This window comes from Pseudomonas sp. GW821-FHT12A04, from assembly GCF_058807755.1.
In genome coordinates, this window is the sequence record NZ_JBXAQZ010000008.1 from 209,409 (window position 1) to 231,773 (window position 22,365).

Annotated in this window: 23 protein-coding genes and 1 tRNA gene; 13 read left to right on the top strand and 11 right to left on the bottom strand. The window is 58.4% G+C overall.

Annotated elements, in window-relative coordinates:
* Positions 1-20: 20 nt before the first annotated feature.
* Entirely contained in the window at positions 21-539 is a 519-nt protein-coding gene (locus AC1RS8_RS14735; protein ID WP_090457327.1) for a cell envelope protein SmpA, read from the bottom strand.
* Between the two features lie 321 nt (positions 540-860).
* Between AC1RS8_RS14735 and mgtE the strand changes: the two genes are divergently transcribed.
* Positions 861-2,303, top strand: a complete 1,443-nt coding sequence (gene mgtE, locus AC1RS8_RS14740; protein WP_007971042.1) for a magnesium transporter — start codon at positions 861-863, stop codon at positions 2,301-2,303.
* A gap of 101 nt (positions 2,304-2,404) precedes the next feature.
* Here the strand turns inward: mgtE and AC1RS8_RS14745 are convergent, their stop codons facing one another.
* A complete protein-coding gene (locus AC1RS8_RS14745; protein WP_008066583.1) occupies positions 2,405-2,731 on the bottom strand; it encodes an Arc family DNA-binding protein in 327 nt (108 codons plus the stop codon).
* Positions 2,732-2,841: 110 nt separating this feature from the next.
* Here AC1RS8_RS14745 and AC1RS8_RS14750 point away from each other — a divergent pair, with 110 nt between their 5' ends.
* Positions 2,842-3,048: a hypothetical protein gene (locus AC1RS8_RS14750; protein ID WP_079246716.1), complete on the top strand. Its 207-nt coding sequence runs from the start codon at positions 2,842-2,844 to the stop codon at positions 3,046-3,048.
* Positions 3,049-3,145: 97 nt separating this feature from the next.
* On the opposite strand, the gene AC1RS8_RS14755 is transcribed toward AC1RS8_RS14750, so the two are convergent.
* Together AC1RS8_RS14755 and AC1RS8_RS14760 are read right to left on the bottom strand one after the other, a co-directional pair.
* Complete coding sequence (locus AC1RS8_RS14755) at positions 3,146-3,325, bottom strand: PA3371 family protein (RefSeq protein ID WP_057713619.1); 180 nt, start codon at positions 3,323-3,325, stop codon at positions 3,146-3,148.
* A 23-nt stretch (positions 3,326-3,348) separates the two neighbouring features.
* Positions 3,349-3,582, bottom strand: a complete 234-nt coding sequence (locus AC1RS8_RS14760) for a hypothetical protein (protein WP_057713620.1) — start codon at positions 3,580-3,582, stop codon at positions 3,349-3,351.
* 290 nt (positions 3,583-3,872) lie between these two features.
* On the opposite strand from AC1RS8_RS14760, the gene AC1RS8_RS14765 reads away from it, so the two are divergent.
* Positions 3,873-3,949: transfer RNA gene (locus tag AC1RS8_RS14765), tRNA-Arg, on the top strand.
* A 321-nt stretch (positions 3,950-4,270) separates the two neighbouring features.
* Here the strand turns inward: AC1RS8_RS14765 and AC1RS8_RS14770 are convergent.
* Positions 4,271-4,984: a response regulator transcription factor gene (locus AC1RS8_RS14770; RefSeq protein WP_057713621.1), complete on the bottom strand. Its 714-nt coding sequence runs from the start codon at positions 4,982-4,984 to the stop codon at positions 4,271-4,273.
* Positions 4,981-5,247, bottom strand: coding sequence for a hypothetical protein (locus AC1RS8_RS14775; protein ID WP_489339093.1), 267 nt, complete (start codon positions 5,245-5,247; stop codon positions 4,981-4,983). The genes AC1RS8_RS14770 and AC1RS8_RS14775 overlap by 4 nt, the downstream gene beginning before the upstream one ends.
* 612 nt (positions 5,248-5,859) lie before the next feature.
* Here AC1RS8_RS14775 and AC1RS8_RS14780 point away from each other — a divergent pair.
* From AC1RS8_RS14780 to AC1RS8_RS14795, 4 genes are all read left to right on the top strand, one after another.
* A complete protein-coding gene (locus tag AC1RS8_RS14780) occupies positions 5,860-7,464 on the top strand; it encodes a response regulator (protein WP_489339092.1) in 1,605 nt (534 codons plus the stop codon).
* Positions 7,461-8,153, top strand: a complete 693-nt coding sequence (locus tag AC1RS8_RS14785; protein ID WP_489339091.1) for a sensor histidine kinase — start codon at positions 7,461-7,463, stop codon at positions 8,151-8,153. The genes AC1RS8_RS14780 and AC1RS8_RS14785 overlap by 4 nt, the downstream gene beginning before the upstream one ends.
* 201 nt (positions 8,154-8,354) lie before the next feature.
* Positions 8,355-9,599, top strand: a complete 1,245-nt coding sequence (locus tag AC1RS8_RS14790; protein ID WP_489340641.1) for a glutamine synthetase family protein — start codon at positions 8,355-8,357, stop codon at positions 9,597-9,599.
* Between the two features lie 70 nt (positions 9,600-9,669).
* Entirely contained in the window at positions 9,670-11,046 is a 1,377-nt protein-coding gene (locus tag AC1RS8_RS14795) for an MFS transporter (RefSeq protein ID WP_102669972.1), read from the top strand.
* A 63-nt stretch (positions 11,047-11,109) separates the two neighbouring features.
* On the opposite strand, the gene AC1RS8_RS14800 is transcribed toward AC1RS8_RS14795, so the two are convergent.
* From AC1RS8_RS14800 to flgA, 4 genes are all read right to left on the bottom strand, one after another.
* Entirely contained in the window at positions 11,110-11,856 is a 747-nt protein-coding gene (locus AC1RS8_RS14800) for a flagellar brake protein (protein ID WP_057713627.1), read from the bottom strand.
* 92 nt (positions 11,857-11,948) lie between these two features.
* Positions 11,949-12,416 carry a flagella synthesis protein FlgN gene (locus AC1RS8_RS14805; protein ID WP_057713628.1) on the bottom strand — a complete coding sequence of 156 codons (468 nt, stop codon included), beginning with the start codon at positions 12,414-12,416 and terminating at the stop codon, positions 11,949-11,951.
* A 48-nt stretch (positions 12,417-12,464) separates the two neighbouring features.
* Complete coding sequence (gene flgM / locus AC1RS8_RS14810; protein ID WP_057713629.1) at positions 12,465-12,791, bottom strand: flagellar biosynthesis anti-sigma factor FlgM; 327 nt, start codon at positions 12,789-12,791, stop codon at positions 12,465-12,467.
* Positions 12,792-12,958: 167 nt separating this feature from the next.
* A complete protein-coding gene (gene flgA / locus AC1RS8_RS14815; RefSeq protein WP_057713630.1) occupies positions 12,959-13,717 on the bottom strand; it encodes a flagellar basal body P-ring formation chaperone FlgA in 759 nt (252 codons plus the stop codon).
* Positions 13,718-13,799: 82 nt separating this feature from the next.
* Between flgA and AC1RS8_RS14820 the strand changes: the two genes are divergently transcribed.
* From AC1RS8_RS14820 to flgE, 6 genes are all read left to right on the top strand, one after another.
* The gene (locus AC1RS8_RS14820) at positions 13,800-14,732 is read left to right on the top strand and encodes a chemotaxis protein CheV (protein ID WP_090457304.1); all 933 of its coding nucleotides are present in this window, start codon (positions 13,800-13,802) and stop codon (positions 14,730-14,732) included.
* Between the two features lie 45 nt (positions 14,733-14,777).
* Entirely contained in the window at positions 14,778-15,605 is an 828-nt protein-coding gene (gene cheR / locus AC1RS8_RS14825) for a protein-glutamate O-methyltransferase CheR (RefSeq protein WP_007980127.1), read from the top strand.
* A gap of 363 nt (positions 15,606-15,968) precedes the next feature.
* On the top strand, positions 15,969-16,376 hold the full coding sequence (flgB, locus tag AC1RS8_RS14830; RefSeq protein WP_008051530.1) for a flagellar basal body rod protein FlgB: 408 nt from the start codon (positions 15,969-15,971) through the stop codon (positions 16,374-16,376).
* Positions 16,377-16,379: 3 nt separating this feature from the next.
* Positions 16,380-16,823 carry a flagellar basal body rod protein FlgC gene (gene flgC / locus AC1RS8_RS14835; RefSeq protein WP_057713632.1) on the top strand — a complete coding sequence of 148 codons (444 nt, stop codon included), beginning with the start codon at positions 16,380-16,382 and terminating at the stop codon, positions 16,821-16,823.
* Positions 16,824-16,838: 15 nt separating this feature from the next.
* A complete protein-coding gene (flgD, locus tag AC1RS8_RS14840) occupies positions 16,839-17,561 on the top strand; it encodes a flagellar hook assembly protein FlgD (protein ID WP_489339089.1) in 723 nt (240 codons plus the stop codon).
* 31 nt (positions 17,562-17,592) lie between these two features.
* A complete protein-coding gene (gene flgE, locus AC1RS8_RS14845; protein ID WP_057713634.1) occupies positions 17,593-18,924 on the top strand; it encodes a flagellar hook protein FlgE in 1,332 nt (443 codons plus the stop codon).
* Positions 18,925-19,082: 158 nt separating this feature from the next.
* Here flgE and AC1RS8_RS14850 read toward each other — a convergent pair whose 3' ends face one another.
* Positions 19,083-21,977 (bottom strand): ribonucleoside-diphosphate reductase subunit alpha, encoded by a 2,895-nt coding sequence (locus AC1RS8_RS14850; protein WP_057713635.1) that lies wholly within the window; start codon positions 21,975-21,977, stop codon positions 19,083-19,085.
* Positions 21,978-22,365 lie beyond the last annotated feature (388 nt).

Below are 22,365 nucleotides of genomic sequence, written 5' to 3' on the forward strand. Positions count from 1 at the left end.
ATACAACAGAAAGCCCGCATTTAATGCGGGCTTTTTGCCGTCCGGGATTTGGCTTTTCCTTTCGTGCATCCCCTCTCGTCGAACTCCACCTGTGCACTACGACCTCGCAGGGTGTCGTAGCGGTAGCTCGTGGCTGAATTTCGAATACTGATCCTGTCTGGCTTGCCGAGGGCGCTTTCGACGTCTTGCTGGCTCATGCCGGCGATCACTCGCTGATTGATGATCGCCTCCCGGCGCTCCCTGGCATTGATCAGGTTTCCACACTTGTCCTGCGCCTGACCGACCACGGTCGGCTCTCTGCTTGGAATTTTCATACCTGATGTTTCGCGGGGCTCGGCTGGCGGCATAAGCGCCATCGTGCTGCCAGGTGTAAAGGCACGGGCGTCCTGAAGTGAAACATTCTCTCCCGCGGCACAACCCAGTGTGGTGAAGGTAATGCGCCCATTGGCAGCCTCACAGCGCTGAACGGTGGTGGCGACCGCCAAGGGCAGGGGGCTGAGCAGGGTGAAAACCAAAAAGAATTGAGCAACTGATGGCATCAGGCGTCCTCCGTGACGTTCCTTTTCAAGGGTAGCGGCTACAATTTTCGAAGGGGTGTGTGTTTTCTTTTCGGAATACGTCGTCGCATTTTCATGGATCAGGCCGATGCTCAGGTTTGTTGTGCAAGCGCTTGTTTCAGCCGAGATTTTTTAACGTTTAAAACCGTCAGGCGGTGTATCATTGCGCCCGTCAGCCCCGCCGGGGCTTGTGGAATACCTCCATGGACTTACCCAGTAGTTACTCAGTACCCCGTTTCACCAATCATGAATTGACTGATTGATCCTTCCGGCGTGCCCCGCTGCTGGGAGTGGAGTTCGCCTATGTCCGAAGTTGAAGTAAAGAAAACGCAGGAAAGCTTGCAGGATCGCCTGGCTCAGGTGGTTGAGTTGCTGCAGCGCCAGCGAGTTGTAGAAGACCTGACTCACCGCCAGGAAGGCCCGCATCATGACCGGGTCGAGAACCTGGTCCACCGGCAGAACCTCGTCGAGTTGCAACGCAAGCTCGATGACCTGCACTCCGCCGACGTCGCCTACATCCTTGAAGCCTTGCCGCTGGACGACCGTCTGACGCTCTGGCAACTGGTCAAGGCCGATCGCGACGGCGACATCCTTCTTGAAGTATCCGATTCGGTCCGTGAATCACTGATCGCCGACATGGACGATCACGAGCTCCTGGCAGCCGCCAAGGACATGGATGCCGACGAACTCGCTGACCTGGCCTCCGAGCTGCCGCGAGACGTCGTCCATGAGCTCATGGAGACCCTCGACCAGCAACAACGCGAGCGCGTGCGTTCGGCTTTGTCCTATGACGAGGAGCAGGTCGGTGCATTGATGGACTTCGAGATGGTGACCATCCGCGAGGATGTCAGCCTTGAAGTGGTCTTGCGTTATCTGCGCCGTCTCAAGGAGTTGCCGGGCCACACCGACAAACTGTTCGTGGTCGATTACGACGGCGTGCTCAAGGGCGTGTTGCCGATCAAGCGTTTGCTGGTCAACGATCCGGACAAACAGGTTTCTGAGGTGATGGCCAGCGATCCGGTGAGTTTCCACCCGGACGAAGACGCCTACGATGCCGCCCAGGCATTCGAGCGTTATGACTTGATCTCCGCACCCGTGGTCGACAAGAACGGCAAGCTGATCGGCCGTCTGACCATCGATGAAATGGTCGACCTGATCCGTGAAGAGAGCGAAAGCGAAGTTCTCAACATGGCGGGTCTGCGTGAAGAAGAAGACATTTTTGCATCGGTCTGGAAATCCCTGCGTAACCGTTGGGCCTGGCTGGCGATCAACCTGATTACCGCGTTCGTGGCTTCTCGGGTCATCGGTTTGTTTGAGGGTTCGATCGAGAAGCTCGTGGCGCTTGCGGCGTTGATGCCGATCGTGGCGGGGATCGGTGGTAACTCGGGTAACCAGACCATCACCATGATTGTTCGGGCCATGGCGCTGGACCAGGTGAGCACCGGCAATACCTCGCGCCTGATGCGCAAGGAACTGGCGGTAGCGCTGATCAACGGCGTGATCTGGGGCGGGGTGATCGGTGTGGTTGCCTACCTGCTCTATGGCAGTTGGTCTTTGGGCGTGGTGATGACCGCCGCGATGACGCTTAACTTGCTACTGGCGGCGTTGATGGGGGTTTTGATCCCGATGACCCTGGCGAAGATGGGGCGCGACCCGGCGATGGGGGCCAGCGTGATGATCACGGCCATGACCGACAGCGGCGGCTTCTTCATCTTCCTGGGGCTGGCGACAATCTTCCTGCTCTGAAGCCTTGTTCATCGAAAACCCGTCTTTGGCGGGTTTTTTTGTGCCCGGATTTCAGGCAAAAAAAAGCCAGCGATCAGGCTGGCTTGGGCTTACTGGCAGAATCAGGAAGCGTCGGCGGTCATTTCAGCGTCATGGGCGATCAGCGAAACAAGGGCGTTCTGCTGTCGATGGGAGAGCTGGCGGAAGCGCTGCAGCAACTCCCGTTCGTGCAAGGAAAGCTCCGGGCTGTCCAGGCGCATGCTCAACTCTTCTCCCAGTGCGCCTTCCTGAATAAGACTCTGCTCAAGGCGCGCAATGATTTCGGAGTTCATGCTGCGATGATGATTGCGAGCCACCTCGGCAATGCGTTCACGCATTCCGTCTGGCAGACGTACGACGAACTTGTCAGCCGTACGGCTGGAATAAATTGCCTGTTTCAATGGGCGCATATATTTAACCGGTTAGTTCAGGGGAGCGGTTTTCGGGATTGGCCGCAGGATGTCTGGTAGGACAAGCGCTCTGACCAAATGTTCAACCTGAATTGATAGAGGCGCGCATCATGCCTCAAAGCAGCCAGATCCTTGGCGCCAATTATGTGACAAATATTGAACCGAATAAAGGCGTTCTGCCAGCACCAATTATCAGAAACGCGGACTGGTTTGAAAAGTTCGACCAGGCCGCATCGCTTATCGCTTTCTCCACCCGACGAAAGGTTGCCGGCGGGCAGGAAAAAGTGAACTCGGACCCTGTTCCTTGTCTTTTATAGGATAGTGGCAAATTGCCGATTTACTAGGGGAAGTCGTATAGGGGGAGTGAATTCAAGATGGGTGGCAGGCCCTTGCAGCGGGTCTGCCATGTCAGAATCAACGCAGTACCGGATCGAACTTGATCTTGCGCCCGGCGATCAATGCGAGCACGAACAGCGTGCTGAATACGCCACAGGCGATCAGGGGGAGAGTGACGACCATGTCCTGGGTCAATGACAGATGGAAAATGCCGCTCAACAAGGCGAGGGTGAAGAAACTCGCGGCTGATCTGGACATGCTGTGCTCCTGGTAAAGGTCATTCAAAATACCAAACGTTCGGCAGACGGAGCCGGCATCAGGATGTTTTCCTGGTCGATCTCCTGACTGACAAGGCTGTGCCGGTCGCTCGTCACTGCCAGCTGCGGTGCCTTCTGCAACTGAAGGTAATGCGGCATACGTTGGGCAACCTGCGTAGCGCTGCTCTGGGGAACAAAATGAACGCCTGCTAAAACCACCAGTGCGATTGCAGACAAGAGTGAAAGGGCGCTCTTCATGGGGCGTACCTCGGTTGTTCTGTGAGAACAGCAGAAGCAGCTCGCATGCCAGAGTCTATCGACAATTAAATTCTTTAAAAACAATGAATTAAGTTATTTTTGGTAAAGCGCCATATTGCATTTTGCAATGATGGCTTTTTGCAGTGATGCAATTTGCATGGTAAACAAGTCCGCGCCCGGCCGAGGCGTCTGCCTACACTTAAAAAGCCTACGGACGACATGACAAAAGCCAGCCCGGCCGTTAACATGCACGCCGTCCATCGCACCGCGTATCGTCGCGGTCAACCTGTGTCTCAGTAGCTCAATTGGATAGAGCATCCCCCTCCTAAGGGGAAGGTTGGCAGTTCGAACCTGCCCTGGGACACCATATTTTTCAGCTCCCCCCGCCTGTTTCAACGCTTCCTTTTCACGACTTGTAGATAAAGTTCTGCAAGTTCAGGCGCCTTGGATTTATCGAAGCCTTCAACTCTGCCTTCGCGCCTTTCCGTCTCCTCTCCCACGTAGTCTGAATCTCCCATCCCGTCTGGGAGTGCGCGGGGGAGTAGGTACAGGTTGGTGCGGCAGGATTTACCGGAAACGACATCAGTATTGCGAGAGCCCTGTCCCTGGCCACCGAAAAGGACGGCGAAACGGTGACGGCCTAACCCTTAAAAAAGTGGGGGGAGGCCGTCTTGCATCGACTTGAAATTCAATCCAGTTCTACCCAGGCGGACTCGGTTGGTGCTTCGTTGGTGAGCCCGTGTTTGAGCGCATACATCAACAAGTCGATGCGGTTGATGAGATCTAGCTTTTGATAGATGTTGCTGAGGTGGTTGTGCACGGTGTGCTCGCTGATCCCCAGGCGCCCGGCGATGCTCACATATTTGGCGGACGGTTCGCCCACGATGGCGCGAATCAGTTCTCTCTCGCGCAGCGTCAACCGCGCCTGTTTCGCCCGCTCCAGATTGCATTTCATGGGTGTATGTCTGGACGCGGCATAGCCGGAAAGGCCGCCAGCCCAGGCTCTATCCATTGCGATGTCGCTATGGTGGACCTTGAGGATGGCCTGGATGATCGATTCCGTCGGGTCTTCCGCCAGCACGATGCCGCGAGCGCCAGCCTCTATCGCCTGGGCAGCGGGGACGACTTCGTACAGGCCCTTGAGCAGCAGCACTTTCATTTCGGCGCTACGGGTGAGTCCCGCGACGACATCCAGAGGGTTCAGCGCATCCGGAAAGAAACTGAAAAAAATGACATCGGGCCGCAGCTGATCGGCAAGATCCAGCGCCTGGGTATAGGTGGTGGCCTGTCCTGTCACTTCCATGCAGGGCATTCTGGCATTGATCAAGTCGTGAAGGCCCTTGAGTACGAGGGGGCGACAATCGATCAACATCACGCCAATTGGCTCTTTTTGGTCAGTCATGATCTTCCTGACCTCCTTGAAAAACCAATGATGGCCTCCACCCGCTGGCCTTCCCGGGTCAGCAACTTGCTCACCGGGGCGCAGCGATTGAAGGATGGATTCGAACGCCGGGAGGCCGTGATGATGCCCGCCCAGGCATTGGCAACCAGCGACCCGGGGGCCATTTCCATCAACAGCACTGGCACGTGGGGCGAACTTTTCCAGAAGGCAGGCAAAGCCCGGGAGAGAAGTTCAATACAAATAATTATCAGTGGTTTACGCATGATGATGTGCTCCCTCCCGCCTCTCAACTGATTCTAGGTCAGCCCGGAGCGCTGCCAACCTGTCCATCCGTCAGTCCTCGATACAAGCCCGGTGCGCACAGGCCTGAGCGATGTACTCAAGGAAGGGAGTAAGCCTCGAAAATCAAGGTATTAGGCTCGCCATGGGTGGCCAATTGCCAAGGTCTGATCCTGATTGCCTTCGTCAATTAATCGACGAGTGGTGTTCACTTAGGAGTGCTAATGTCAGCTTAGTCAATTTATCGGCGATGCCTGCTGGTCAGCCACCGGCATTTGCGGGTGTTCATGTATCGCTGGTGTTCATGTATCAGCACTTTTTTGTGCGCGAGGTCTCGTTTTCAGTAAGGCCTACACCTATTCAGAACGGGCGTTGGGGGAAGGTTCTCAAGGGAATGCCATGGCTGGCCGATAACACGGGCAGTCAGGGACTTGTTCGTCTCTTCCGGTCGACATGGGGCGCACTCTCTATGAGAAGGTGTTTGATGGCCTAGTGCTACCAGTTATCATCAGCGCGCCAAAACAGGGGCTGCGAAGCTGAGTCCGTCCGTGTATTTGCCTTTGGGTTCTTCTTCTTAAATTGCCTGGAAATCTTCGATGCTGTCGTATCACCAAAAGCGTTTTCTGATCGTCGATGATTTCTCGGACTTCCGCAGTTCGGTCAGGTCGATGTTGCGCGAACTGGGCGTCAAGGAAGTGGACACTGCCGATACCGGTGAGCAGGCGCTGAAAATGTGCTCGCAGAAGGCCTACGACTTCATCCTGCAGGACTTTCACCTGGGTGACGGCAAGAAGAACGGCCAGCAGGTGCTCGAAGACCTGATGGAAGAAAAGCTGATCAGCCATGAGGCGGTATTCGTCATGGTCACCGCCGAAACCAGCCAGGCCATGGTGCTCAGTGCATTGGAGCATGAGCCCGATGCCTACCTGACCAAGCCGTTCAATCGTTCCAGCCTGGCCCAGCGCCTGGAGCGCCTGGAGCAGCGCAAGACTCTGCTCAAGCCGATCCTGCAGGCCCTCGACCGGGGCAAGCCGATGGAGGTGCTCAACGCCTGTATCGCCCTGTGCAAACAAGATATTCGTTACTCGCCGTTGTGCCTGCGCTATCGCGCCGATGCCCTGCGCGATCTGAATCAGAACGAAGCGCTGGAGCGCCTCTATGACGGCATCATCGCCGACCGCCCGTTGCCATGGGCGTTTGCCGGGTTGGGCAAGTTGCTGTTCAAGCGCGGTCAGGTCGGGCAGGCCAAGGGCATTTATGAGAGAGCCCTGAAAGTCTTCCCGATGATGCCGTCGCTGTATGACGGCATGGCGGATGTATTGGTCGCCGAAGGGGACACTAAGGGGGCGCAGCGCGTCCTGGAAGAGGCGATTCGCCTGTCGCCGCTGGCGGTGCGTCGCCAGGCGTTGCTCGGTAAGCTGGCGATGACCAACGAGGACTTCGACACGGCGGCCAAGGCCTATCGCCAGGCCGTGAGCCAGGGCGCCCAGTCGCGGTTCAAGGATGCCGAGAGCAACCTCGGCCTGGCCCATGCATTGATCAGCAAGGGCAGCGAACGGGGCCTGGACACGCGGACCCGTCTGGAAATCAACACCACATTGAGTGCCGTGGCCAAGGAAAACCCTTCCGATCCGGGCCTGCAAATCCGCGCGCGCCTGATGAAGGCCACCAGCCTGTTGCTCAACGACGCCGAGACGGCCGACAAGCTTACCGAGCAAGCCTTGCTGCGTCTGGACGGCATGGAGCAATTCATGAGCGCCGAAGCGGCGTTGCTGGTGGCCAAGCAACTGAAACTGCTCGGGCAGACAGAGGCCGGTACCGCGATGCTGAAAAACTGCGTGGAAATCTACGGCGACGATCCGGTGGTCATGAAGGACATCGCCAAGCAGACCGACGACCCGAGCATCCTCAATTCCGGCAACGCCGCCGCGGAACTCAACCGTCAGGGCGTGCGCGTGTACAAGACCGGCAACCTGGTGGAGGCCCGGCAGGTATTTCGCAGGGCCCTGGCGATGCAACCGAAGAACATCAGTATCGCCCTGAACATGGCGCAGTCGTTGTTGCATGGCACCGATACCAGCGTTCCCTCGGCAGAGCTGGAGGAGTGCCAGGTTTGCCTGAAATTGGTCGGCCTGATGCCCGACACCGACGCGCGTTATCCGCGTTACCAGAAGCTGAAAAGCAAGGCGTTTGGCCAATGAACGACAACGAACCGGCACTGGATTTCTCCACGGTGATCGCCTCGACCGTGCACGACATGAAGAACTCGCTGGCCATGCTGATGCAGGCCCACAGCCAGTGGCTGGGGCGATTGCCGGAGTCGGCGCGGCAGGCGCCGGAGCAGGGTGTGATCGACTTCGAATTCGCCCACCTCAACGGCATGCTCGTGCAGTTGCTGGGGCTGTACAAGCTCGGCGTCAATCAGATGCCGCTGCAACCGGCCTACCATGAACTGGACGATTTCATCGAAGCGCAACTGGCTTGTCATCAGGAGGTGTTCGCCAGCCGCGGGATCATCGCCACCTATGAAGTGGACCCGCTGAGCCCGCTGGGTTTCTTCGACCGTGAGTTGATCGCGTCGGTATTGGCCAACTGCATCAACAACGCCATTCGCTTTGCACGGCATGCCGTTTTGATCAGCGTCAGCGACGAAGCCGGACAACTGGTGTTGACCATCAATGACGATGGCGAGGGGTATCCGGCGCAGATGATCGAACGTCAGGTCGATTACGTGCAGGGTATCAATCAAAGCACCGGTAGCACCGGGCTGGGCCTGTACTTTGCCGGGCGAATTGCCGCGCTGCATCAGCGCAACGGCGTGGGTGGACGTACCGAAATCAGCAATGGCGGGCCGTTGGGCGGTGGGGTGTTCCACCTTTACCTGCCCTGACAGACAGCATTTTTTTCGACGCTGCTTGAAATTCCGAACACGTGGAGCCTATTTTGTACGGTCGCCGTTCGCGGCCCGCACAATAACAAGGATAGCGTCATGACGACCGTTGGCCTGAGTTCACTCGCGCAGCGATTGACGGGCATTGATCAAGTTGAATGTGTCACGCCGGATTTGAATGGCGTACCACGGGGCAAAGTGATGACCTCCGAGGGGTTTCTCGACGGTCGACGTTTGCAGATGGCGCGGGGCGTGCTGCTGCAATGCATCATGGGCGGATATCCGCCGGCACGGTTTTACGGCAGCGATGATGGCGACCTGGCGCTGATCCCGGACCCTGCACAAATCCACCGCTTGCCCTGGAGCCATCCACCGCGGGCCTTGGCCATTTGCGATGCGGATGAACTGGGCACCACCACCAGCTCCAACCTGTCGACCCGTGGTCAGCTCAAGGCGGTGATTGCCCGTTACGCGGCCCGCGGCCTGGCGCCTGTGGTGGCGACCGAGCTCGAGTTTTTTGTCTTCGCACCCAACACCGATCCGACCCTGGCTTTTCAACCGCCACTGGGGCTGGACGGTCGCCGCGAAGATGGTCAGTCGGCGTTCAGCGTCAGTTCCAACAACGGCTTGCGGCCGTTCTTCAATGAAGTCTACGAGTGCATGGCTGCGTTGGGGTTGCCTCGCGATACCTTCATGCACGAAATGGGTGTCAGCCAGTTCGAGATCAATCTGCTGCACGGTGATCCGCTGTTGCTGGCCGATCAGACATTCCTGTTCAAGCACCTGCTCAAGGAAGTGTCCCTCAAGCACGGCCTGAGCGTGGTGTGCATGGCCAAGCCGTTGGCGCATACGCCGGGCAGTTCGATGCATATCCATCAGAGCGTGGTCGAGATCGATTCCGGGCGTAACGTGTTCAGCGACGAGGCGGGGCAGGAGACGGCCACCTTCCGCCACTTCATTGCCGGTCAGCAAACGTGCATGGCCGATTTCACTGCGTTGTTTGCGCCGAACGTGAACTCCTATCAGCGCTTGTGCCACCCTTACGCCTCACCGAATAATGCCTGTTGGTCCTACGACAACCGGGCGGCCGGCCTGCGCATTCCGGCCAGTTTGCCGGTGGCCCGTCGGGTCGAGAACCGCTTGCCGGGGGCCGATGCCAACCCGTATCTGGCGATTGCCGCAAGCCTGGCGGCGGGGTTGCATGGCATCGAGAAGACATTGGAGCCGAGCGCGCCGATCCAGGGTGAGTTCGAGGTGCCGGACAATCTTTCGTTGCCGTGTACCTTGCATGCGGCACTCGAGCGTCTGAAACGTAGCCAGTTGGCCAAGGAACTGTTCGGCGCGGAATTCATCGAAGGCTACATCGCTTCGAAGACCCTGGAACTGACCAGTTTCCATGATGAAATTACTCCCTGGGAAAGGCGTGTTTTAGCAGCCCAGGCCTGACGTTCCGTCGACATCCGGCTATCGTTTAGCGATAGCCGATTCTCACTGCAAGGAGCCGCTCGGAACGCCGATGCGCCAAATCTGGAAATCCTTTCGAGCATTGTATTTCGCCTCGCTGATGATGTTGATCGGCTCGGGTCTGTTGAGTACTTACCTGGCGTTGCGCCTGGCTGCCGACCATGTCGACAGTCTGTGGGTCGGTGCGCTGATGGCTGCCAACTATTTCGGCCTGGTGCTGGGGGGCAAGATCGGTCACCGGTTGATTGCCCGGGTCGGGCATATCCGGGCCTATTCGGCCTGTGCCGGGATCGTTGGCGCGGCGGTGCTCGGCCATGGCCTGGTGGACTGGTTGCCGGCCTGGCTGTTTTTGCGGGTGATCGTCGGCCTCGGCATGATGTGCCAGTACATGGTGATCGAGAGCTGGCTCAATGAACAGGCCGATGCCAATCAGCGTGGCATGGTCTTCAGCGGCTACATGATCGCTTCGTACCTGGGGTTGGTGCTGGGGCAGTTGATTCTGGTCATGCACCCAGGGCTGGGGCTTGAATTGCTGATGTTGGTCGCCCTGTGCTTCGCGCTATGCCTGGTACCCGTGGCCCTGACCCGGCGCATTCACCCGGCACCCTTGCACCCGGCACCGATGGAGCCACGGTTCTTTATCAAGCGCGTGCCGCAGTCACTGAGCACGGTGCTCGGAGCGGGCCTGATCGTCGGTTCGTTCTACGGTCTGGCGCCGCTGTATGCCTCGCAGCAAGGGTTGTCCACCGAGCAGGTCGGTCTGTTCATGGGTAGCTGCATTTTTGCCGGGCTGCTGGTGCAGTGGCCGTTGGGCTGGTTGTCCGACCGCTACGATCGCGCCGTGCTGATCCGCAGTTTCGCGTTCAGCCTGGCACTGGCTGCACTGCCGCTGGCGATCATGCCGCAGGTGCCGCTGGAGGTATTGTTCATCGCCGGGTTCCTCTGTTCGCTGGTGCAGTTCTGCCTGTATCCGTTGGCGGTGGCGTTCTCCAATGACCACGTCGAAGGTGATCGCCGGGTGTCCCTGACGGCGATGTTGCTGGTTACCTATGGCGTGGGTGCGAGTATCGGGCCACTGGTGGCAGGTGTGCTGATGAAACTGTTCGGCAGCCAGATGCTCTATGCGTTCTTCAGTTTCTTTGCGTTGGTGCTGGTATGGCGGATTCGCCCGAAAGCAGTGACCAACCTGCATCAGGTCGACGACGCACCGCTGCATCACGTGGCCATGCCGGACAATATGACGAGTTCGCCACTGGTGGCCTGCCTCGACCCGCGTGTTGACGAGCAAGTGGTGCAGGATCAGATGCACAGTCCGGTGAGTACCGGGCCAGAGCCTGAATCAGAACCTGTCACCGAAACTGAAACCGATCAGCCGCCGCAAGACCCTGATACAGGGCGGGACCCTAACTTCAGCGAGGCCAGGCCTTAAAACCGGGGCACAAAAAAACGGGCAGTCACCGCAAGGGACTGCCCGTTTTTTGTTGATGCGCTATCAGATGTCGTCTTTGTCGAAGCGACGCGCTTCGCGTTGCAACTGGTAGACGAAGCGTTCGACCTGACGTTGCACCAGCCCGCTCATGTTGTGGAAGCGAACGCCGGCGAAGGTGGTGGAAATCCTTTCTTCGAAGTGCAGATAACGCAACTCGACCGGTGCGGTCATCTTGCCGAAGGGCAGGTCGGCGTTGAAACGGTCGTAAACCTGACCCAGTTGCAGGCTGCCGGTGATGTCGCCGTCGAAGCGCAGTTTGCACCCGGTGGCGGAAATATCCAGCAGCTTGCCGCTGATGGGCGCCTTGAGTTTTTCGCCGTCGAGGTTGACGTTGACCAATTGTGCCAGCTTCAACGCGGCGCGGAAGGCATTGCGGCGCTGGTGGTACACCACTTCATCGGGCAGTGGGCCGCGATAGCAGCGGCTGCCACCGGATTCGTCGATGTTCAACTGGCCGTTGCTTTCCCAGGCAATGCGTACGCCTTCGTGGAAGCCTTCGACCCTGAACGACTCGCCCGCCAGCAGGTAGCGCTCGCCGTCACGGGGAATCATTTCGTCCAGGGCAATCATGTTGCTGTCACGGTCCAGGTCCACCAGGTAGCTCTGGAAGCGCTGGCTGCGCTCGTGGAACGTGATGATCAGCGGGTCATGGCTTTCGAGCAACTGGCGCAGGTTGCTGGAGATTTCCAAGGGCGTGGAGAGCACCTTGGGTGGCTGCGGAGCATCATCCACGGATAAGGCATTGGACACGTTTAATCAATCTCCAGACAAAATTTGACTACGACTGGCTATCAGTTTGCCAGTATGTTGCGCGTCTTGATAGAGCGGGGGCATTGACCGGCTCATGCCTGACTGAGCGGGCGCGGCTTGGCAAGCTTGGAGAATGTTCCGCTGGCATCGTAAAGCGCCGGGGTTTCACCGCCGTTGAGGATTTTCAGCTGGGTGGCTGTAGCGGCCTGTTGAGTGAGGATCGACTGGCCGTTGTTGGCGTTGATGGCCTGGCACTGGGCCAGGAGATCGGTCAGCACGTCACTTTGCGCCAGCAACTGCTCGCCAATGCTCGACTGGCTGGCCAATTGCTCCAGACCGCCACGGTTGGTCGGCAGGTTGAGATTGGCAAGGATTTCACTGCGCTTGCGGCCATGCTGTTCGAGCAAAACGACCAATGCCTGTTTCTGCGCCAGGATGTTCTCGAGCAATGGCATGTCGCGGCCATGCAATGCGAGGGATTCGGTCTGCAGTAACTCCAGCAGGTGTTGCGCTGGGGCAAAGTCGTCGGTGATCAGTTGCAGTAAATGAGTGTCGTGCATGGCTGGCCTTGGGTTTTAAGCGTCCAAAAGCCTGGCGCCGGCGGTGGCCTAGCGCTGGGCTTCGAAGTTGAGCAGTTTGCTGGCTACACGGTTGCTGTCGACTTTATAGCTGCCATCGGCAATCGCTGCTTTCAATTCGGCCACGCGGGCTTTGTCGACGGCAGGCTGATCGCGCAGCTGTTCAGTGACCTTCTGCAACTGTTGAGCCTCATCGCTGAGATGTACCGATTCCCCGCTTTTGACGGTACCGGCCTGTTCGGCCGCGGACTCCAGCGGCGCGGATTTGCCGGCCTCGGCACTTTCCTTGCTGGCGCTGGTACGTGTACTGCCCGTCAGGGACGAGGAGCTGTTCAAACGGCTGAAATCGATGACCATGATAAAAAACCTCTGGGAATTTGGACGCTTGCCATGGTTTCGGCCATTCCCTGGAAAACTTTAGGCTCATTTATCAATGAACCTTGCGCGCGTCAGCGCATGCCCTGCATGGAGCACAGTCTAGGGAACAGCCGCGGCAAGCGCCACATTCTGATGAACAGAGCGAATTACATGGACACTTCCACCTGCCCCGGCGCCATGACCTGCGCCTTGATGACTCGTTGGGAATTGAGGTTTTTCACCCGGATCTGCTCGCTCAGGCTGCCGTTTGACAGGGCTTCGCCCGGCATGCGCACGCTGAGGGTACCGCTGCGGGCGGTTATCACCACCTGATCACCCTTGCGGATGACTTCGGCCTGTTCGATATGCACCAGGGTAATCACCTGGTCGGCGACCATTGGTCGGGTCAGTCGCTGCCCGATCGCCTGATCGAGGGCGGTCAGGTAGCCCTGGCTGATGAGGCTGATATCGCGCTCGCGCAGGACCACATCCCCAGGCTCGACAATGGCGGCACGGCGCAGTGGCCGGGCGCTGGTCACGACATCGCGAAACAGGCGGACTTGAGCGGGTACGAACACCGTCCAGGGGGAAGCGCCCTCGCAGCGAACCTTGACCGTAACCCGTCCCAGCGGCTTGGGACTCTCGAGTGTTGCTGTCAATTCCCTGTCGCACATGGGCATGTGCATGCGCGGATCGAGCTGGTTGACCTGGATCTCGTAGCGACCCTCCGTTTGACTGGTCGCCAGATAGTCTTCTACGGTGAATTCAAGAAAGCCCTGAGTGACGCCGATAAGCATGTCAGGCAAGGTAACCGCGTCAGCAAGGGCAGGGCTGCCAGCGTTGAACAGGCAAACAGCCGCCAGCACGCCGAGCAATTTGCGGTACGGTGTGGTCAGGCGTCGAAAAAATGTCGGTTTTGTGTTCATAACGATTAAAAAAGCAAGCGCCGTGCCGTTTAGTGATGAAGGCGCGTCGCAACAACACTTGGCGTTGGCGTAGGAGTCTGGCATGGCTGGTGTAATGGATTCGGTAAACCAGCGCACGCAACTGGTGGGGCAGAATCGCCTTGAGTTGTTGTTGTTCCGTCTCGACGGCCAGCAACTGTACGGGATCAACGTGTTCAAGGTTCGGGAGGTGCTGCAATGCCCCAAACTGACGCTGATGCCCAAATCCAGTCCTGTCGTGTGCGGTGTGGCGAACATCCGGGGGGCGACCATTCCGATCCTTGATCTGGCGATGGCGACTGGTTCCGGCGCGTTGAAAGACAAGAACAGCCCCTTCGTGATCATCACGGAGTACAACACCAAGACCCAGGGTTTCCTGGTCCGCTCGGTGGAACGCATCGTCAACATGAACTGGGAGGAGATCCATCCGCCGCCCAAGGGCACCGGGCGCGATCACTACCTGACGGCGGTGACGCGGGTCGACAATCAGTTGGTCGAAATCATCGACGTCGAGAAGGTGCTGGCGGAAGTGGCGCCGACGCCGGAAGCGATTTCCGTGGGTGTGGTGGATGTCGAAACCCAGCACAAGGCGCTTTCGTTGCGCGTGCTGACGGTCGACGACTCGTCGGTGGCGCGCAAGCAGGTCACGCGCTGCCTGCAAACGGTCGGCGTGGAAGTGGTGGCGTTGAACGACGGTCGGCAAGCGCTGGACTACCTGCGCAAACTGGTCGACGAGGGCAAGAAGCCGGAAGAAGAGTTCCTGATGATGATCTCCGACATCGAGATGCCGGAGATGGACGGGTACACCCTGACGGCGGAAATCCGCAACGACCCGCGCATGCAAAAGCTTCATATCATCCTGCATACTTCGTTGTCGGGGGTATTCAATCAGGCGATGGTCAAGAAGGTCGGTGCCGATGACTTCCTGGCCAAGTTCCGTCCTGATGACCTGGCATCCCGGGTAGTCGACCGGATCAAAGCAGCAGATATCAGCTAGGGGTTCGCACCCCTGGCAGTCAACACGATTTAAGAGGCGGCATCATTGTCTACGGGTAATTTGGATTTCGAACAGTTCCGGGTATTTCTGGAAAAAGCCTGTGGCATTTTGCTCGGTGAAAACAAGCAGTACCTGGTCTCCAGCCGTCTCAACAAACTGATGGAACAGCAAGGCATCAAGTCTTTGGGGGAACTGGTTCAGCGCATGCAGACCCAGCCGCGCAGCGGTTTGCGCGAGCAGGTGGTGGATGCCATGACCACTAACGAAACCCTGTGGTTTCGTGACACCTACCCGTTTGAAGTCTTGAAGAACAAGGTACTGCCCGAAGCGATCAAGGCCAGTCCCGGTCAGCGCCTGCGCATCTGGTCGGCAGCATGCTCGTCGGGCCAGGAACCGTATTCGCTGTCGATGTCCATCGACGAGTTCGAGCGGGTCAACATGGGCCAGTTGAGGATGGGTGTACAGATTGTTGCCACCGACCTGTCCGGTACCATGCTGAACAACTGCAAGACCGGCGAGTACGACAGTCTGGCCATCGGCCGCGGCTTGTCGCCTGAGCGCCTGCAGCGTTATTTCGACCCGAAAGGGCCGGGGCGCTGGGCGATCAAGGCGCCGATCAAGAGCCGGGTGGAATTCCGTTCCTTCAACCTGCTGGACAGCTACGCGAGCCTCGGCAAGTTCGACATCGTGTTTTGCCGCAATGTGTTGATCTACTTCTCCGCCGAGGTGAAGAAGGACATCCTGCTGCGCATCCACAGCACATTGAAGCCAGGCGGTTACCTGTTTCTCGGTGCTTCCGAAGCGTTGAACGGTTTGCCGGATCATTACCAGATGGTCCAGTGCAGCCCGGGGATCATTTACCAGGCGAAGTGAATTTGCCGGCGTCATCGAAAACGGGAGTCCTTATAGGCTCCCGTTTTTTGTGTGCTGATTTCTTGCAAACGCTGCTGGCCCCTGTGGGAGCGAGCTTGCTCGCGATAGCGTCCTGACAGTCGAGTTCAACTTTCCCTGACACACCGCAATCGCGAGCAAGCTCGCTCCCACAGGGGCGGCGGTGTTCTGAAAAGGGTGAGGAGGCGGCAGAAAAGCGGCATCCGGCGGAAAACCGTTGCCGCTTTTCTGTCATTGCCGTGTCGCCATGGCCTGCAAGGCCCCGGTTTCCGGGGTTTTCTGAATTGGCATGGGGCTTGCTAAGTTGATTCTACGAAAAATCAGGTCACCCGAAGGTTTCCCGACATGAGCATCAGCTTCGATAAAGCGCTCGGTATCCACGAACAAGCCCTGGGCTTCCGAGCCCAGCGTGCCGAAGTCCTGGCCAACAACATCGCCAACGCCGATACCCCGAACTACAAGGCTCGGGACCTGGACTTCTCGAAAGTGCTCGCCGAGCAGAACGAGAAAACCAAAAGCGGCACTTTTGCCTTGAACATGACCAACAGCCGTCATATCGAGGCTGAAGGCCTGGGCAATGGCGACGAGTCGTTGCTGTATCGCACGCCGATGCAACCGTCGATTGACCAGAACACCGTGGACGCCCAGCTGGAGCAGTCGAACTACGCGGAAAACGCGATCGGCTTCCAGGCCAGCTTCACCCTGCTCAACAGCAAATTCAAAGGGCTGGTATCAGCCCTGCGCGGAGAGTAAGCCATGTCTCTATCCAGTGTTTTCAACATTGCCGGTAGCGGCATGAGTGCGCAGACCACGCGTTTGAACACCGTCGCTTCGAACATCGCCAACGCCGAAACGGTCTCGTCGAGCATCGACCAGACCTACCGTGCGCGTCACCCGGTATTCGCCACCATGTTCCAGGGCGGGCAGAGCGGCGGCAGCGATTCGCTGTTCCAGAGCCAGGACGCCGCCGGTCAGGGTGTTCAGGTGCTGGGTGTGGTCGAAGACCAGAGCAATCTTGACGCGCGCTACGAGCCGAACCATCCGGCGGCCGATGCCAAGGGTTACGTCTACTACCCGAACGTCAATGTGGTGGAGGAAATGGCCGACATGATTTCCGCAAGCCGTTCGTTCCAGACCAACGCCGAAATGATGAACACCGCCAAAACCATGATGCAGAAGGTCCTGACCCTCGGTCAGTGATAAGGGGCGACTCAGATGAGTGTTAGCGATTCCACCAGTGGTTTGAGCCTCAACGATATCCTGGCCAACTCCTCGATCAAGACCAGCACCACGACTGACGGCCTCGCGTCGGCAACCGGCAGCGCCACGGGCAACAAGGCCCTGGGCAAGGATGCATTCCTGAAATTGCTGGTTACTCAGTTGAAAAACCAGAACCCGCTGGAACCCCAGGACAACGGCGAATTCGTGGCCCAGCTGGCGCAATTCAGCAGCCTGGAAGGCATCACCACGCTCAACGATACGGTGACCGGCCTGGCCAGCAACTACAACTCGTCCCAGGCCTTGCAGGCGTCGTCGCTGGTGGGGCGTTCGGTCATCGCTCCAGGCGACAAGGCCGTGGTCGATACCACCAAGAGCCTCAGCGGCACGGTGGTCGTTCCGTCTTCGGTGGCGTCTGCCACCCTGAAGATCACCGACGCAGCCGGCAAGACAGTGCGCACCATCGACCTCGGTTCACAGAAGGCCGGCAACGCCAGCTTCATCTGGGACGGCAAGAACGATGCGGGTGAGACCGTACCTGCAGGCACCTATACCTTCGGCGCCACGACCACGATCGATGGTCAGTCCGTTGCGTTGATCACCAACCTGCCCGCGACCGTCAACAGCGTGACCATCAGCCAGACCGGCGGTGAGTTGATGCTCAATCTGGCCGGGCTGGGCAGCGTTGCTCTGTCCAAAGTACAAACCATTGGTATGTAGAGCCGACTAACACGGCATAAAGGAGTGGATGATGTCTTTTAATATCGGCCTTAGCGGTCTCTATGCAGCCAACAAACAACTGGACGTGACCGGCAACAACATCGCCAACGTCGCGACCACCGGTTTCAAATCGTCCCGTGCAGAATTCGAAGACGTGTACTCGGCGACCCGCCTGGGTACCGGCAGCAAGACCGTCGGCAACGGTGTGCGCCTGGCCAACGTTTCCCAGCAGTTCGGCCAGGGTGACGTGAGCAACACCGGCAACGTGCTCGATATGGGTATCCAGGGCAACGGTTTCTTTGTCCTGAGCAACAACGGCTCGCTGACCTATACCCGTGCCGGTACGTTCAAGACCGACAAGGAAGGCTACGTCACCAACAGCGACGGTACTGCCCGCCTGCAAGGTTACGGTGTGGACTCCAACGGCAAGATCGTCAATGGCGTGCTGACGGACCTGCGGATTGACACGTCCAACCTGGCACCGAAGTCCACCAGCACCGTGTCGTCGACGATCAACCTGAACTCGACGTCGGCAGTGATCGACCAGACGGTTGCGGCGAACAAGTTCAACCCGTCCAAGACCGAGACTTTTACCAAGTCGTTCAGTACCCCGATCTACGATACGCAGGGTAACCAGCACACCATGGATCAATACATGGTCAAGACTGGAGCGAACACGTGGGACACCTACACACTGATCGATGGCCGCAATCCGGATGGCAGTGATCCTACTGTTACCGCGCCGGTTGCTTCGACCATGTCGTTCGATTCCACCGGCAAACTGACTTCGGTCAGCACGCCAGTGACGCCACCAACCACGCCACCGACTTCGGTGATCAGCAGTGACCTGAAAATCACCAACTGGACCCCGGGCAGTGTCACCAATGGCGTCTGGACAGCCAACGGTGCCGCAGCCGATCCAGCAGGGTTGACCATCGCCATGGCCAACACTACCCAGTTCAATGCCGACACCGCGCGTTCGATTCCGGCGCAGAACGGTTACGCCACCGGCCAGATCACCAACCTGACCATCGATGGCAGCGGTGTGCTGCTGGCCAACTTCAGCAACAACCAGACCAAGCCGATCGGTCAGATTTCCCTGGCCAGCTTCACCAACGAGCAAGGCCTGCAGCCGGTAGGCGGCACCAGCTGGAAAGAAACCTACGCGTCGGGTATCCCGGGCTACGATGCGCCGGAGACCGGCACCCTGGGTTCGATCGTTTCCAACTCCCTGGAAGAGTCCAACGTCAATCTGACCAACGAACTGGTCGACCTGATCAAGGCGCAGAGCAACTACCAGGCGAACGCCAAGACCATTTCCACCCAGAGCACCATCATGCAGACCATCATTCAGATGACTTGATGCTGGTTGGCTGAACATGCTGCACAAGGAGCCCTTCGCAAGAAGGGCTTTTTTGTGCTCGCCGAAAGCCTGTAGGAACAGGCAAAAGAAAACCCCCGACCCGCCAGAGGCTGATCGGGGGTTTCGAGCAAGCACCTTTGGGTGCTTGCTGGCTCAGCTTATTGGCAAGCTTCGCAATCCGGCTCGTCGATGGCGCAAGCCTTTGGCACTGGAGCGGGACCTGCAGGCGCCGCCAGGACCGAGTCGTCACCGTGGTTGCCGCCGCTGGAAACCGCGTTCAGCTTGCCGGTGTTGATGGTCGACTTCTCGGTGCTGGTCGCAGCCAGGGCACGGAGGTAGTAAGTGGTTTTCAGGCCACGGTACCAGGCCATGCGGTAGGTCACGTCCAGTTTCTTGCCCGAAGCGCCAGCGATGTACAGGTTCAGCGACTGAGCCTGGTCGATCCACTTCTGACGACGGCTGGCGGCGTCAACGATCCACTTGGTGTCCACTTCGAAGGCAGTCGCGTAGAGCTCTTTGAGTTCTTGCGGGATGCGCTCGATCTGCTGCACCGAACCGTCGTAGTACTTCAGGTCGTTGATCATGACCGAGTCCCACAGACCGCGAGCCTTCAGGTCGCGAACCAGGTACGGGTTGATCACGGTGAATTCGCCCGACAGGTTCGATTTCACATACAGGTTCTGGTAGGTCGGCTCGATCGACTGCGATACGCCAGTAATGTTGGCGATGGTTGCGGTCGGTGCGATGGCCATGATGTTGGAGTTACGGATACCTTTCTGCACACGGGCGCGAACCGGTGCCCAGTCCAGGGATTCCTTCAGGTCGACATCGATGTACTTCTGGCCACGGGCTTCGATCAGGATTTGTTGCGAATCCAGCGGCAGGATGCCTTTGGACCACAGCGAACCCTGGAAGGTCTCGTAGGCGCCACGCTCATCAGCCAGGTCGCAGGAAGCCTGGATCGCGTAGTAGCTGACCGCTTCCATCGACTTGTCGGCGAACTCGACGGCAGCGTCGGAACCGTAAGGGATGTGCTGCAGGTACAGCGCATCCTGGAAGCCCATGATGCCCAGGCCGACCGGACGGTGCTTGAAGTTGGAGTTCTTCGCTTGCGGCACCGAGTAGTAGTTGATGTCGATAACGTTATCGAGCATGCGCACGGCAGTGTTCACGGTGCGTTCCAGCTTGGCGGTGTCCAGCTTGCCGTCGACGATGTGGTTCGGCAGGTTGATCGAGCCCAGGTTGCAAACGGCGATCTCGTCCTTGTTGGTGTTCAAGGTGATCTCGGTGCACAGGTTCGAGCTGTGGACCACGCCCACGTGCTGCTGCGGGCTGCGCAGGTTGCACGGGTCCTTGAAGGTCAGCCATGGGTGGCCGGTTTCGAACAGCATGGACAGCATCTTGCGCCACAGGTCTTTGGCCTGGATGGTCTTGAACAGCTTGACCTTGCCTGGGTACTCGGTCAGGGCTTCGTAGTACTCGTAACGCTCTTCGAAGGCCTTGCCGGTCAGGTCGTGCAGATCCGGCACTTCGGATGGCGAGAACAGGGTCCACTTGCCATCATCGAAGACACGCTTCATGAACAGGTCAGGGATCCAGTTGGCGGTGTTCATGTCGTGGGTACGACGACGATCATCACCGGTGTTCTTGCGCAGTTCGATGAACTCTTCGATGTCCATGTGCCAGGTTTCCAGGTAGGCACAGACAGCGCCTTTGCGCTTGCCACCCTGGTTAACGGCGACGGCGGTGTCGTTCACTACTTTGAGGAACGGTACAACGCCCTGGGACTTGCCGTTGGTGCCCTTGATGTACGAACCCAGTGCACGGACTGGCGTCCAGTCGTTGCCCAGGCCGCCGGCGAATTTGGACAGCATGGCGTTGTCGTGGATCGCGTGGTAGATGCCCGACAGGTCATCCGGCACGGTGGTCAGGTAGCAGCTCGACAGCTGTGGACGCAGGGTGCCGGCGTTGAACAGGGTCGGGGTCGACGACATGTAGTCGAAGGACGACAACAGGTTGTAGAACTCGATGGCACGGGCTTCGCGGTCTTTCTCTTCGATCGCCAGGCCCATGGCCACGCGCATGAAGAACACCTGCGGCAGTTCGAAACGGATACCGTCCTTGTGGATGAAGTAACGGTCGTACAGGGTTTGCAGGCCCAGGTAGGTGAACTGCTGGTCGCGCTCGTGGTTGATCGCCTTGCCGAGTTTTTCCAGGTCGAAATTGGCCAGCTCAGGGTTCAGCAGCTCGTATTCGATACCTTTGGCGATGTAGGCCGGCAGCGCCTTGGCGTACAGGTCGACCATCTCGTGGTGAGTGGCGCTCTCGGCTACACCGAGGAAGCCCAGGCCTTCGGCACGCAGGGTGTCCATCAGCAGGCGCGCGGTCACGAACGAGTAGTTCGGCTCGCGTTCAACCAGGGTGCGGGCAGTCATTACCAGGGCGGTGTTGACGTCGGTCAGGGCCACGCCGTCGTACAGGTTCTTCAGGGTTTCGCGCTGGATCAGGTCGCCGTCGACTTCTTCCAGGCCTTCGCACGCTTCGGTGACGATGGTGTTCAGGCGACCCATGTCCAGTGGCGCCAGGCTGCCGTCGGCGCGGGTGATGCGGATCGACGGGTGAGCGTTGACCGCTTCCTCGGCCGGGGCGTGGGCAGCGCGTTCTTTCGAACGACCGTCACGGTAAATTACGTAGTCGCGGGCGACTTTCTGCTCGCCGGCACGCATCAGGGCCAGTTCGACCTGGTCCTGGATTTCTTCGATGTGGATGGTGCCGCCCGATGGCATGCGACGCTTGAAGGTCGCGGTGACCTGTTCGGTCAGGCGGGCAACGGTATCGTGGATTCGCGACGAGGCAGCGGCGGTGCCGCCTTCAACTGCGAGAAACGCTTTGGTGATGGCGACGGTGATTTTGTCATCGGTGTAGGGAACGACAGTGCCGTTACGCTTGATCACACGCAGTTGGCCTGGCGCGGTGGCGGACAGATCCGAATTCGAATCAGCGGCCTGCGGCAAGGTGCCCTGCGGGTTCTCGCGAGTTGTGTCGGTTTGCATGGGGGGGTGTCTCCACATTCTCTATGTTTGTTTGGGCACCATCACGGTGCCCACCGTTCCGTCCTGAAGCACTACAACCGGCGAGCGCCGGGCATAACAACTTCGGGACAGTAGGAAGGGGGCTATAGGGCGCCGCTTCCATGCCGAAGTCTTTGGTCTCACGCCTTGGGCCTGAGACCGGAGTCCTTTGAGGGTGACAGTTGGGACTGCAACACCCGTACCGTTTTGACCACTCGGGGCCGAAATACAGTAGCCATCCGCACGCGCGGTTTGGTCTTTCAAAAATACGTATGGTTCAACCGGACAGAGGCAATAAAAGCGCTTGAAATTGGTGTCTGGTTTGTGTTTGGTTTTTCGCGCAAAACCCTACATCTAGGGGTTTTTTAGC